Here is a 12,758-nt window from a genome sequence, read left to right as displayed (position 1 = left end):
CGGCTACCAGGCGCTGGGCGGTCCGAAGCCCTGCGGGCCGGGGGCGGCCGCGCGCCTGCGGGCGACCAGCGTCCACACCCCGAGCCCGGCCACGAGCACCGTGCCCGTGCCGATTCCGAGGGCGGCGACAAGTTTCATCGTGCTGTCGCCGGCAGAGGAACCGCCCGCCCCGAAGTCGGGCGCGCGGCCCGCATAGGCCGGACCGGCCGTCGCCTCGCCCCGTACGGTCAGGCGCAGCGTCAGGTCGTACGGCGCGTTCCCGAAGGTCTGCCCCACCTCGGGGCTGAGGGAGACGGCCAGGTAGTAGGAGCCGCTGACCCGCATCGCCGAGGTCTCGTCGGTGGTCGAGTAGCGGTTCTCGTACGCGACCGGCGCGAGGGGGTCGAGCGCGGCCTCCTTCTGCTTTCCGTCGTACGGCGCCGACGCCCCGGAGACGAAGCCCCGCGCGGGGTTGTAGAGCTGGAGGGAGAGGGCGGTGCCGATGTAGCCGTCCTTGGCGGCCGACACGCTGCCCAAACCTCCACTGGCGAAGAGTTGCCGGCCCCAGTCGAGCGGCACCCGGTAGAAGAGCGTCTCGCCCGGCCGGATGGCGTCCTTCCACTGCCCTTGGGACAGGGCGGTCGCATCGTGGAAGCCGGTGCCGCCATGGGCTCGGCGCGGGGTTGCGTCCTGCGGAGCCGGTGACGCGGAGGACCAGCCGGAGGGCGCCGTGCTCGGCCCGGCCCCGCTGCGGGTGGGCTCGGTCGTGTAGCTCAGGTCGAGCCCCCAGTCCGAGGGCGTGGAGGTCGCATCGCTCTCCCGCTCGACCACCATGTAGTAGGTGCCCGGCTCCTGACAGGTCGACAGGCTCTTGCGCAGGGCGCGGTAGGCGTACGCGGCGATGGGGTGCGGGTATTGCGCCGAGCCGATCGAACGGCGCTGGGAATCGCAGTCCTCGCCGTGCGCGTCCTGGAGCGACACCTTGATGGAGTCGCCGTAGGCGAGCTTCGCGCCCGCCGGCCCCGGCAGGGCGACCGCCGACGCGTAGGCGTCGTTCTCGCCGTCCAGAATCAGCTGGAAATAGAGCTTGCCACCGGGCTTGATGACCGACCTATAGGCGGTGTCGGCCTTCAGGACCGGCCCGTCGGTGTTCTTGGCACCTCCCGACACGTCCTGCACGCCATCGGGAAACCGGTACGAAGGCGGTTGCCCGGCCGCGTGCCCGGGCCCCGGCGCCGCCAGGAGCACGCCGAGCGCGGCGATCGCCGCCCCGATCCGCCGTGCCGTCCGCCGGGACCTGCTGTGCCTCGTCCTCACGTCGCCCCGCCCCACCTTTGCCCTCGCAAGTCAACTATTTGCTCACGTGAACTCAACAGCGCCCGGGGTGTCCCCCGGGACAGCACGAAGCCCCGGCCACCTCAGTGGCCGGGGCTTCGCAACCGGGTCTTTCGGTCTCACACACCCGAACCTGCGGGCACGGAGTCGGTCGCCTCCGTCCACAGATCCTGCTCGGCGCGATCCGCCTGGATCTGGCGGTACACGAGGAGCCCGCCGATGGCGGCCAGTGCGACCAGGAGAAGCTTCTTCACCGCGCGACCTCGTCTTTCCTTGACGTAAGGGACCTCTGTCGCCCGACTATACACACCGATCGATATCAATCGGTGATGCTCCATCCGTGTGTAGTTCATCGGAAGATCCGGCGATACGGTGCGTCGCTCCTCGCCTCCCGCATGCCCCCCGCACATCATCGGATACAACGCAATTCGGGCAAGCCATCAGCACACACTGCTTACGGAAGAAGCGAGGACGTCATGGCAACCAGCAAGCTCACGACCTGGTGGACCGCACTCATCGGGGCGCTCGTCGCCCTCCTCGCCTCCCTCGGCCTGGCCGGCCAGGCCACCGCCGCCCCCGCGGCTTCCGTACCCCAGCACAGCGCGACGTACAACCGCAGCGAACCGGACATCCCCGTTGCGCCGGCCGTGCATTGGGCCGTGCCCGCCGCATCCGCCCTGCCGCCCACCATGAAGCAGCGCATCCGCGCCGAGGCCCACGGCGCCTCGCCCTCTTCGCGCCACCGCGCCGACGACCGCGACTCGTCCGACGACCCGTCCTACGACCCGTCGACGCCCGGCGGCGACACCGGGGTGGAAGCCCCCGACAGCCCGTCGGCGTCCGGCGGCGACACCGCCGCGCAGGCCCCCGACGACTCGGCCGGGGCCGAGGGCCCTTCCCGCTGATCCCACCACGCTCCGCCCGAGCTGCGAGCCCGGCAACTCCCCCGAGTTGCCGGGCTCTTCGGTGTCCCGGGGGCCATGGGCCGCACGGATTCGGATTCCCCGCTGTCCGGCCCCGGGCGCCCGCGCCCTCCCCGTGCACCACCCGGCCCGCCCGGCCCCGGCGCACACCACTGCCGTACGGTCCGCAAGGCGCCCGAAGCCGGGACCACCACCGGCCCCTGAGCAACCGCACCCGCCCCCGCGAACGCCGAAGACCCCCGGGCTTTCGCCTCGGGGGTCTTCGTCACTGTGGGGCTAACAGGATTTGAACCTGTGGCCTCATCCTTATCAGGGATGCGCTCTAACCAACTGAGCTATAGCCCCGCCGCGCTTTGCGGGATGTCCCGCGCGCTGACCTCTGAAGATTAGCGCACGGGACGGCCAGTCCCAAAATCGATAGCCGAGCGGCTGTGAACTGCGGCTACTCGTCCTCGGCCAGCGTGAGCTCGATGCCGCCCACGAAGCCCGCCGAGAGGTTGTAGATGAACGCTCCCAGCGTCGCCAGCGCCGTGGCGAGCACCACGTCGATCACCGCGATGACCGAGGTGAAGAGCAGCACCCGCGGCAGCGACAGGAAGGACTGGAGGTCGAAGCCGTTGGACTCGTTCGAGCCGGTGGCCTCGCTGATCGTGCCGCCGACCGTGGAGAACACGCCCATGGCGTCCATGACCATCCACAGCACCGCGGCCGCGATCACCGTGCAGATGCCGAGCGCGATGGACAGCAGGAAGCTGACCTTCATCACCGACCAGGGGTCGGCCTTGGACACCCGCAGCCGTGCCTTGCGCGTACGGGGCGCCGTACGTGCCCCGGTGCGCGGCCGACGCACGCCCTCGGCGCCGCGCTGCGGCGCGGGGTAGGCCTGCGGCGGGTGATAGGGCTGCTGGCCGCCGGCCGGCTTCCCGCGCTCGCCGGGCAGCGCCCCGCTCTCGTACTCCGCGCGGCCCTGAGGCCCCCGGGTGTCCGTCACCGTTACCCCCTGGGAGTCCGCGGCAGAGCCACGGGCACCGTTCGCTCCGGAAGCGGCCGCTCCGGCGCCCGTGGCTCCACTCACGCTTTACTCCTCGTGCTCCCCGGCCGAGGGCTGGGCGCCCTCGGCAGCAGACTCGGCAGTAGCGCCCTCGGCGTCGTCGGCCCCGTCGACCTCTGCGGCCTCGCTGCCCGCCTCGGCGTTACGGGCGATGCCGACCACGGCATCGCGCTTGCCCAGGTTGATCAGTTGGACGCCCATGGTGTCACGGCCCGTCTCCCTGACCTCGTTGACTCGCGTGCGAATCACACCGCCGCCGAGCGTGATGGCGAGGATTTCGTCGCTCTCCTCGACCACCAGCGCGCCGACCAGCGAGCCCCGGTCCTCCACGATCTTGGCGGCCTTGATGCCGAGGCCGCCGCGACCCTGGACGCGGTACTCGTCGACGGGAGTGCGCTTCGCGTACCCGCCATCGGTTGCGGTGAAGACGAACGTACCGGGCCGGACGACATTCATCGAGAGCAGTTCGTCTCCCTCGCGGAAACTCATCCCCTTGACGCCGGACGTGGCGCGGCCCATCGGGCGCAGCGCGTCGTCCGTCGCCGTGAAGCGGATGGACTGCGCCTTCTTGCTGACGAGCAGCAGATCGTCCTCGGCCGACACGAGCTCCGCGCCGATCAGTTCGTCGTCGCCGCCGTCCGCGGTCTCCCGCAGATTGATGGCGATGACACCACCCGAACGGGGCGAGTCGTAGTCCTTCAGAGGCGTCTTCTTCACCAGGCCGGCCTTGGTGGCCAGGATCAGATAGGGCGCCGCGTCGTAGTCGCGGATCGCGAGGATCTGGGCGATCTTCTCGTCCGGCTGGAACGCGAGCAGGTTGGCGACGTGCTGGCCGCGCGCGTCGCGTCCGGCGTCCGGCAGTTCGTATGCCTTGGCCCGGTAGACGCGGCCCTTGTTGGTGAAGAACAGCAGCCAGTGGTGCGTGGTGGACACGAAGAAGTGGTCGACGATGTCGTCCTGCTTCAGCTTGGTGCCGCGTACGCCCTTGCCGCCGCGCTTCTGCGAGCGGTAATCCTCGGTCTTGGTGCGCTTGACGTAGCCGCCGTTGGTGATGGTGACGACGATGTCCTCTTCGGCGATCAGGTCCTCGATGGACATGTCGCCGTCGAACGGCACCAGGGCCGAGCGCCGGTCGTCGCCGAACTTGTCGACGATCGCGGCCAGTTCCTCACTGACGATCGCCCGCTGCTTCTCCGGCGAGGCGAGGATCGCGTTGTACTCGTTGATCTTCGCCTGGAGCTCGTCGTGCTCGGCGACGATCTTCTGGCGCTCCAGGGCGGCGAGCCGGCGCAGCTGCATCTCAAGGATGGCGTTGGCCTGGATCTCGTCGATGGAGAGCAGGCCCATGAGGCCCTCGCGCGCGACGTCGACGGTGTCGCTGCGCCGGATCAGCGCGATGACCTCGTCGATCGCGTCGAGCGCCTTGAGCAGGCCGCGCAGGATGTGGGCCCGCTCCTCGGCCTTGCGCAGCCGGAACTTCGTGCGCCGGACGATGACCTCGATCTGGTGCGTCACCCAGTGGCGGATGAACGCGTCGATCGAGAGCGTGCGCGGCACACCGTCGACCAGCGCCAGCATGTTGGCGCCGAAGTTGGTCTGCAGGTCGGTGTGCTTGTACAGGTTGTTCAGGACGACCTTGGCGACCGCGTCCCGCTTCAGGACGATCACCAGGCGCTGACCGGTGCGCGAGGAGGTCTCGTCGCGGACGTCCGCGATGCCGCCGACCTTGCCGTCCTTGACCAGGTCGGCGATCTTCTGCGCGAGGTTGTCCGGATTGACCTGGTAGGGCAGCTCGGTGACCACCAGGCACTGGCGGTTCTGGATCTCCTCGACCGCGACGACCGCGCGCATCGTGATGGAGCCACGACCGGTGCGGTACGCCTCCTCGATGCCCTTGCGGCCCACTACCAGCGCGCCAGTCGGGAAGTCGGGGCCCTTGATGCGCTCGATCAGCGCGTCCAGGAGCTCCTCGTGGGAGGCCTCCGGGTTCGCCAGGTACCACTGGGCGCCCTCGGCGACCTCGCGCAGGTTGTGCGGCGGGATGTTGGTGGCCATGCCCACCGCGATGCCGGCCGAGCCGTTGACCAGGAGGTTCGGGAACCGCGCGGGCAGGACCGTCGGCTCCTGGTTGCGGCCGTCGTAGTTGTCCTGGAAGTCGACGGTCTCCTCGTCGATGTCCCGGACCATCTCCATGGCCAGCGGCATCAGTTTGCACTCGGTGTACCGCATGGCGGCGGCCGGGTCGTTGCCGGGGGAGCCGAAGTTGCCGTTGGAGTCCACCAGCGGCATGCGCATCGACCAGTGCTGGGCGAGGCGGACGAGCGCGTCGTAGATCGAGGAGTCGCCGTGCGGGTGGTACGTACCCATGACGTCGCCGACGACGCGGGCGCACTTGTAGAAGCCCTTCTCGGGCCGGTAGCCGCCGTCGTACATCGCGTACAGCACACGGCGGTGGACGGGCTTCAGGCCGTCCCGCACGTCCGGCAGCGCGCGCGACACGATGACGGACATCGCGTAGTCGAGGTAGGAGCGCTGCATCTCCGTTTCGAGCCCGACGGGCTCGATGCGCAGTACAGGGTCTTCCTCGGTGGATTCAGTGGTCGCGGGAGTGTTCTCGTCGGCCATTGCTGGTTCTCAAGTCCTTTCGAAGCGGTCAGCGAGGACCGACCTCAGATGTCGAGGAAGCGGACGTCCTTGGCGTTGCGCTGGATGAACGAGCGGCGTGCCTCGACGTCCTCGCCCATCAGCACCGAGAACAGGTCGTCGGCCTGGGCCGCGTCGTCCAGGGTGACCTGGCCGAGCACCCGGTGCTCTACGTCCATGGTGGTGACGCGCAGCTCCTCGGCGTTCATCTCACCCAGACCCTTGAAGCGCTGGATCGAGTCCTCGCGGATCCGCTTCCCGTTCTGCTTGCCGAGCTCCACGAGCGCGTCGCGCTCACGGTCCGAGTACGCGTACTCGAAGTCGTCCCGGCCCCACTTGATCTTGTAGAGCGGCGGACGCGACAGATACACGTGCCCGGCCTCGACCAGCGGCCGCATGAAGCGGAACAGGAAGGTCAGCAGCAGGGTGTTGATGTGCTGGCCGTCGACGTCGGCGTCCGCCATCAGGATGATCTTGTGATAGCGGAGCTTCTCGATGTCGAAGTCCTCGTGGACCCCGGTACCGAACGCCGAGATCAGCGCCTGGACCTCGGTGTTCTGCAGGATCTTGTCGATCCGCGCCTTCTCGACGTTCAGGATCTTGCCTCGGATGGGCAGGATCGCCTGGTACATCGGGTTGCGGCCGGACTTCGCCGAACCACCGGCGGAGTCACCCTCGACGATGAAGATCTCGCACTTGGTGGGGTCGTTGGACTGGCAGTCCGAGAGCTTGCCGGGCAGCGACGCCGATTCGAGGAGCCCCTTGCGGCGGGTCAGGTCACGCGCCTTGCGGGCGGCGACGCGGGCCGTCTGCGCCTGGATGGACTTGCGGATGATGTCCGCGGCCTCGTTGGGGTTGCGGTCGAACCAGTCGGTGAGGTGCTCGTGCACCACCTTCTGGACGAACGTCTTCGCCTCGGTGTTGCCCAGCTTGGTCTTGGTCTGGCCCTCGAACTGCGGCTCGCCCAGCTTGACGGAGATGATCGCCGTCAGACCCTCGCGGATATCCTCGCCCGAGAGGTTGTCGTCCTTCTCGCGCAGCAGCTTCTTGTCACGGGCGTACCGGTTGACCAGGCCCGTGAGCGCGGCGCGGAATCCCTCCTCATGCGTACCCCCCTCATGCGTGTGGATGGTGTTCGCAAAGGAGTAAACGCCCTCGCTGTACTGGGAGTTCCACTGCATCGCGATCTCGGCCGAGAGGAGTCGCTCCTTGTCCTCGGCCTCGATGTCGATCACGGTCGGGTGGATCAGCTCGCCCTTGCGCGAGTTGAGGTACGTCACGAAGTCGACGATGCCGCCCTCGTAGAAGTACGTCACCGAGAGGGGCTGCTGCTCCTCGGCCTCCTCCGCGGAGTCCGCGCCCGAGACCGCCTTCGCCGACTCGCGCTCGTCGGTCAGCTTGATCGTCAGGCCCTTGTTGAGGAAGGCCATCTCCTGGAAGCGCCGGGCGAGCGTCTCGAAGGAGTACTCGGTGGTCTCGAAGATGTCGCCGTCGGCCCAGAAGGTGACCGACGTGCCGGTCTCCTCGGTGGCCTCGTTGCGCGCCAGGGGCGCCGTCGGGACTCCGAGCTTGTAGTCCTGGGTCCAGCGATAGCCCTCGGTCCTGACCTCGACCGCGACCTTGGTGGACAGCGCGTTCACGACGGACACACCGACGCCGTGCAGACCACCGGAGACGGCGTAACCGCCGCCGCCGAACTTGCCGCCCGCGTGCAGGACAGTGAGTACGACCTCGACGGCGGGCTTCCCCTCGGAGGGGATGATGCCCACGGGGATGCCTCGCCCGTTGTCGACCACGCGCACGCCGCCGTCCGGCAGGATCGTGACGTCGATCGTGTCCGCGTGACCGGCGAGGGCCTCGTCGACGGAGTTGTCGACGACCTCCTGCACCAGGTGGTGCAGACCCCGCTCACCGGTCGAGCCGATGTACATGCCGGGTCGCTTGCGGACCGCGTCCAGACCTTCGAGGACGGTAATCGCGCTGGCGTCGTACGAGGCGGTGACCTCGCCGTTCCCGCCGACGGCAGTGGACGGGGAGTTCTCGTTGGGGTTGCCGGAATCGGCCACGAAGCGCCCTTTCTGGCACAGCACAAGCCTTCCCCTGTACAGGCAGGAGCGGCTGCGTCGTTCAGCGATGGTCAGCGTCGGACGTTGCCGTGGCGGCAAGCGTCCGATCGCGTCTTTCGGTGGGTCCCGCGAGGACGGCGGGATTATTGACCAGTCTACCGGTAGCGCCGACATGAATGGGGGTTTGCCGGTACCTGAGTCCGCATGTGCCGCCCTGAGCGGGCGCCGACCGACTCCCCATATTCGGGGAGGGGCCCCAAGAGCCTCACACGGGCTTTCAGCGCTTCGGCCTGTCAACCTCCGACTACCGTGAGGGACGCCTCATGTTCCCCACCGGGTTCCAGAGCCCTCTAGCGCCCCGTTTCCGCACGTCACAAGGGGTGCCGGGGAGGGGCGGGGGAGACGCTCGGAAAGCGCGGACGGCCGCCTCCTACCGAGGCGGGCACGACGCCCTCCGCAAAGAGGCGGGCGCGCAGAAGCCGGCGCGCCCGAAGGGGCACGCCGGGGCGGCTCACCCGTAGGTGTCGCCGGGCCCGGTGCTCCCGGGCGCCCGCAGCCTGCCGTAGCGCTGTGGCGGACCGCTCGGGCCGTACACCTTGATCAGCCGGACCGTGCCGTGGCCCAGGTCCGTGTTGATGCGTGCCACCAGCTGGGGCGCGAGCAGCCGCAGCTGAGTCGCCCAGGACGTCGAGTCGCACCGCACGACGAGGATGCCCTCCTCTGCGTCGTGCGGGCCGGGCGTCGTGTGGTTGGCGAGCTCCTCGCCGACGATCTCCGGCCAGCGGCCGAGGACCCCGGCCACCGCCGTCGGCGTCTCCCAGCCGCTCTCCCTGATCAGCCGGTTGATCGCGGAGCCGAGCGGCATCGGGTCGCGCCCGTCCGCGCGGGCGCCGGAGCGCAGCCCGCCGCCCCGTCGGGCCTGTTTCCTCTGCTGCGCGGCCTCGCCCCGCGCCTTGGCCTGCTCCTTGGCCGCGCGCAGCGCGACCCGCGCCAGGTCGATGCCGGAGGCCTCGGGCACCTTCGGCTGCTCGGCCGGTCCGGATTCCTCGCTCATACCCGCCTCACCTCGCCCGCCGCGACCTCGTACCGGACGCCCGCGAGGATCCCCGGAACGTCGTCGTCCACCGCGGCCGTCACCAGGACCTGCTCGCCCGGAGCCACCAGTTCCGCGAGCCGCTCGCGGCGCTTGGCGTCCAGCTCCGCGAACACGTCGTCAAGCACGAGCACCGGCTCGTTGCCCTCGGCCCGCAGCAGGTCGTACGAGGCGAGCCGCAGCGCCAGCGCGTACGACCAGGACTCGCCGTGGCTCGCGTACCCCTTCGCCGGCAGCTCGCCGAGGCGCAGCACCAGGTCGTCGCGGTGCGGCCCGGCCAGCGTCACACCGCGCTCGATCTCCTGCTTGCGGACGTCCGCGAAGGCCGCGATGAGCTGGCCGTACAGCTCCTCGCGGGTGTGTCCTGGGCCGGGCGCCGACGGCTTGTACTCCAGCGTCAACGGGCCGCCGCCCGGGGCGAGTTGCTCGTACGCCTTGTCCGCGAGGGGCTGGAGCGCGGCGATCAGATCGAGGCGCTGGGCGAGGAGCTCGGCGCCGGCCTGGGCCAGGTGCTGGTCCCACACGTCGAGGGTGGACAGGTCCATGCCACGGCCGCCGTGCCTGCGGGCCATCGCGGCGGACTTCAGGAGGGTGTTGCGCTGCTTGAGCACCCGGTCGTAGTCGGACCGTACGGCCGCCATCCGCGGCGAGCGCGCGGTGATCAGCTCGTCGAGGAAGCGGCGCCGCTCGCCCGGGTCGCCCTTGACCAGCGCCAGATCCTCCGGCGCGAACAGCACGGTCCGTACGATCCCCAGCACATCGCGGGGTCTGACCTGCGAGGACCTGTTGATGCGGGCCCGGTTGGCGCGGCCCGGGTTCAGTTCGAGCTCGATCAGCTGGGAGCGCTCGCCCTGGGTGACGGCCGCGCGGATCACGGCGCGCTCGGCGCCCATGCGCACCAGCGGCGCGTCCGAGGAGACGCGGTGGCTGCCGAGCGAGGCGAGATAGCCCACGGCCTCGACGAGGTTGGTCTTGCCCTGCCCGTTCGCCCCCACGAAAGCGGTGACGCCCGGGTCGAGCGGAACCTCGACCCGGGCGTACGAGCGGAAGTCGGCCAGCGAGAGATGCGTGACGTGCATGGTGTCGCCGACCTCCCCCGGCTTACCTACTGCTCTTTACAGCTACTTGGACTCGACCGCATGGCCGCCGAACTGGTTGCGCAGCGCGGCGATCATCTTCATCTGCGGGGAGTCGTCCTGCCGGGACGCGAAGCGCGCGAACAGCGAAGCGGTGATCGCGGGCAGCGGCACGGCGTTGTCGATGGCGGCCTCCACGGTCCACCGGCCCTCGCCGGAGTCCTGCGCGAAGCCCTTGAGCTTGTCGAGGTGCTCGTCGTCGTCGAGCGCGTTGACCGCCAGGTCGAGCAGCCAGGAACGGATGACCGTGCCCTCCTGCCAGCTGCGGAAGACCTCGCGCACATCGGTGACCGAGTTGACCTTCTCCAGGAGCTCCCAGCCCTCGGCGTAGGCCTGCATCATGGCGTACTCGATGCCGTTGTGGACCATCTTCGAGAAGTGGCCGGCGCCGACCTTGCCCGCGTGCACCGCGCCGAAGTCGCCCTCGGGCTTCAGCGCGTCGAAGATCGGCTGGACCTTCGCGATGTTCTCGGCGTCGCCGCCGTACATCAGTGCGTAGCCGTTCTCAAGGCCCCAGACGCCGCCGGATACGCCGCAGTCGACGAAGCCGATGCCCTTGATGCCCAGCTCGACGGCGTGCTTCTCGTCGTCCGTCCAGCGGGAGTTGCCGCCGTCCACGACGATGTCGCCGGGCGACAGGAGCTCGGCGAGCTCATCCACGGTGGACTGCGTCGCGGCGCCCGCCGGGACCATCACCCACACGACCCGCGGGCCCTTGAGACTGTCCACAAGCTCCTTGAGGCTGTGGACATCGGCGACGTCCGGGTTGCGGTCGTAACCGATGACGGTGTGGCCTGCGCGGCGGATGCGCTCGCGCATGTTGCCGCCCATCTTGCCGAGGCCGACGAGACCGAGCTCCATCACATGATCCTTTGACGTTGTGGCGTTTTCGTACCCGCGTCCGAGCCTACGCCGGGGCCTTGGTACACACCTGCGGGGTCAGCCGCTCAGACGTACGCCCCGGGGAGCCCGGGGCGTACGTCTTCAAGCCACTCAGCCGGAAAGACGCACCGGCATGATCAGGTACTTGTACGCGTCGTCCGCCTCGGCGTCCAGGGCGGGCTTGCCGCTGAGCAGCGCCGGCTTGGTCGAGGTGGTGAACGCGAGCTGGGCGACCGGCGAGTCGATGGCGCTCAGGCCGTCGAGCAGGAAGGTCGGGTTGAAGGCGATCGAGATGTCGTCGCCCTCCAGATTGGCGTCGACCCTTTCCACAGCCTGTGCGTCGTCGCTGGAACCGGCCTCCAGGATGAGGACGCCCTGCTCGAAGCTGAGCCGCACCGGGGTGTTGCGCTCGGCCACCAGGGACACGCGCTTGACGGCCTCGACGAACGGAGCGGTCTCGATCACCGCGACCGAGTTGAACTCGGTGGGGAAAAGCGTCCGGTACTTCGGCAGGTCGCCCTCAAGAAGACGTGTGGTCGTGCGACGGCCGGCCCCCTCGAAACCGATCAGGCCCTCACCGGCACCGGAGCCCGACAGCGCCAGGGTGACCGTGTCGCCGCTCGTGAGCGCCTTGGCGGTGTCCAGGAGCGTCTTGGCGGGCACCAGGGCGACCGCGGAGGCCTCCGGGTTCTCCGGCTTCCACAGGAACTCGCGGACCGCGAAGCGGTAGCGGTCCGTCGAGGCCAGGGTGACGGTGTCGCCCTCGATCTCGATGCGCACACCGGTCAGGACGGGCAGCGTGTCGTCGCGGCCGGCCGCGATGGCGACCTGGGCGGCGGCGGAGGCGAAGACCTCACCGGGAACGGTGCCCGTGGCGGTCGGCATCTGCGGCAGCGCCGGGTACTCCTCCACAGGAAGGGTGTGGAGTGTGAATCGCGAGGAGCCGCAGACCACGGTCGCCCGTACACCGTCTGTGGAAATCTCCACCGGCCGGTTGGGCAGGGCGCGGCAGATGTCAGCGAGGAGGCGGCCGGAGACGAGCACCGTGCCGTCCTCGTCGACCTCGGCGTCGACCGAGACCCGCGCCGAGACCTCGTAGTCGAAGCTGGAGAAGCTGAGCGCGCCGTCCTCCGCCTTCAGAAGAAGGCCCGCGAGTACGGGCGCGGGCGGACGGGCCGGGAGGCTGCGGGCCACCCAGGCCACCGCCTCCGCGAGTACATCGCGCTCCACCCGGATCTTCACCGGAACCGCCTCCTGCTGTTGCTGGCTCGCCCTGCTGGCTTTCGTCGTCGGCTGTATCGCCGGGGACCAGTCTGACGTACGCCGCTGACAGTCGGTGCGAGTCGGGGTCAAGTCGCGTCGAGCGGCGCCAGAAGCTCCGGCGGCCAGTTGTGCACAGGCCCCACTTCGAAACGGATTCCTAGCTAACTCTGAGTGGGAGTAGTAGTAGGGCCTGTGGAAACCGTGGATAACCCCGTTTGCGCAGGTCAAGGCCGCTTTTTTGTCCACCGCCCCTGTGGGTGGAGCCGGTGGACAACTCAGGGTTTCTGTGGACGCCCGAAAGTTCTGCACATCCAATGCACAGGACAGGGGTACTTCTCCCCAACGCTGTCCCCAGCTTTACCCAGGTTCCCCACAGGCCAACCCGTC

At 69.2% G+C, this 12,758-nt stretch carries 10 protein-coding genes and 1 tRNA gene; 1 reads left to right on the top strand and 10 read right to left on the bottom strand.

Annotated elements, in window-relative coordinates; all coding sequences use genetic code 11:
• Window positions 1-3 precede the first annotated feature (3 nt).
• On the bottom strand, window positions 4-1,296 hold the full coding sequence (locus ADK54_RS07435; protein ID WP_063801912.1) for a hypothetical protein: 1,293 nt from the start codon (window positions 1,294-1,296) through the stop codon (window positions 4-6).
• Between the two features lie 137 nt (window positions 1,297-1,433).
• A complete protein-coding gene (locus ADK54_RS47325) occupies window positions 1,434-1,568 on the bottom strand; it encodes a DLW-39 family protein (RefSeq protein WP_003958712.1) in 135 nt (44 codons plus the stop codon).
• Window positions 1,569-1,790: 222 nt separating this feature from the next.
• On the opposite strand from ADK54_RS47325, the gene ADK54_RS07430 reads away from it, so the two are divergent.
• A complete protein-coding gene (locus tag ADK54_RS07430; protein ID WP_063801911.1) occupies window positions 1,791-2,219 on the top strand; it encodes a DUF6344 domain-containing protein in 429 nt (142 codons plus the stop codon).
• Between the two features lie 289 nt (window positions 2,220-2,508).
• Here the strand turns inward: ADK54_RS07430 and ADK54_RS07425 are convergent.
• The 8 genes from ADK54_RS07425 to dnaN form a co-directional block, all read right to left on the bottom strand.
• Window positions 2,509-2,582 (bottom strand) — tRNA-Ile (locus ADK54_RS07425).
• A 97-nt stretch (window positions 2,583-2,679) separates the two neighbouring features.
• The gene (locus ADK54_RS07420) at window positions 2,680-3,312 is read right to left on the bottom strand and encodes a DUF3566 domain-containing protein (protein ID WP_078966185.1); all 633 of its coding nucleotides are present in this window, start codon (window positions 3,310-3,312) and stop codon (window positions 2,680-2,682) included.
• A gap of 3 nt (window positions 3,313-3,315) precedes the next feature.
• A complete protein-coding gene (gyrA, locus tag ADK54_RS07415; protein ID WP_053724728.1) occupies window positions 3,316-5,913 on the bottom strand; it encodes a DNA gyrase subunit A in 2,598 nt (865 codons plus the stop codon).
• 44 nt (window positions 5,914-5,957) lie between these two features.
• On the bottom strand, window positions 5,958-8,021 hold the full coding sequence (gene gyrB / locus ADK54_RS07410) for a DNA topoisomerase (ATP-hydrolyzing) subunit B (RefSeq protein WP_053724727.1): 2,064 nt from the start codon (window positions 8,019-8,021) through the stop codon (window positions 5,958-5,960).
• Between the two features lie 487 nt (window positions 8,022-8,508).
• On the bottom strand, window positions 8,509-9,051 hold the full coding sequence (locus ADK54_RS07405; RefSeq protein ID WP_053724726.1) for a DUF721 domain-containing protein: 543 nt from the start codon (window positions 9,049-9,051) through the stop codon (window positions 8,509-8,511).
• Window positions 9,048-10,169, bottom strand: a complete 1,122-nt coding sequence (gene recF / locus ADK54_RS07400; RefSeq protein ID WP_053724725.1) for a DNA replication/repair protein RecF — start codon at window positions 10,167-10,169, stop codon at window positions 9,048-9,050. The genes ADK54_RS07405 and recF overlap by 4 nt, the downstream gene beginning before the upstream one ends.
• Before the next feature lie 42 nt (window positions 10,170-10,211).
• Window positions 10,212-11,087, bottom strand: coding sequence for a phosphogluconate dehydrogenase (NAD(+)-dependent, decarboxylating) (gene gnd / locus ADK54_RS07395; RefSeq protein ID WP_053724724.1), 876 nt, complete (start codon window positions 11,085-11,087; stop codon window positions 10,212-10,214).
• A 132-nt stretch (window positions 11,088-11,219) separates the two neighbouring features.
• Complete coding sequence (gene dnaN, locus ADK54_RS07390; protein WP_053724723.1) at window positions 11,220-12,350, bottom strand: DNA polymerase III subunit beta; 1,131 nt, start codon at window positions 12,348-12,350, stop codon at window positions 11,220-11,222.
• Between the last annotated feature and the right edge of the window lie 408 nt (window positions 12,351-12,758).

It is taken from the genome of Streptomyces sp. WM6378, from assembly GCF_001279695.1.
In the GTDB taxonomy this organism is placed as follows: domain Bacteria; phylum Actinomycetota; class Actinomycetes; order Streptomycetales; family Streptomycetaceae; genus Streptomyces.
Note: the sequence above shows the minus strand (reverse complement) of the source record. Positions and strands in the feature narration are given on the sequence as shown.

Coding starts and splice junctions, on each gene's coding strand:
- ADK54_RS07430 (WP_063801911.1), top strand. CDS start 1,791: ATGGCAACCAGCAAGCTCACGACCTGGTGGACCGCACTCATCGGGGCG.
- gyrA (WP_053724728.1), bottom strand. CDS start 5,913: ATGGCCGACGAGAACACTCCCGCGACCACTGAATCCACCGAGGAAGAC.
- ADK54_RS07405 (WP_053724726.1), bottom strand. CDS start 9,051: ATGAGCGAGGAATCCGGACCGGCCGAGCAGCCGAAGGTGCCCGAGGCC.
- recF (WP_053724725.1), bottom strand. CDS start 10,169: ATGCACGTCACGCATCTCTCGCTGGCCGACTTCCGCTCGTACGCCCGG.
- gnd (WP_053724724.1), bottom strand. CDS start 11,087: ATGGAGCTCGGTCTCGTCGGCCTCGGCAAGATGGGCGGCAACATGCGC.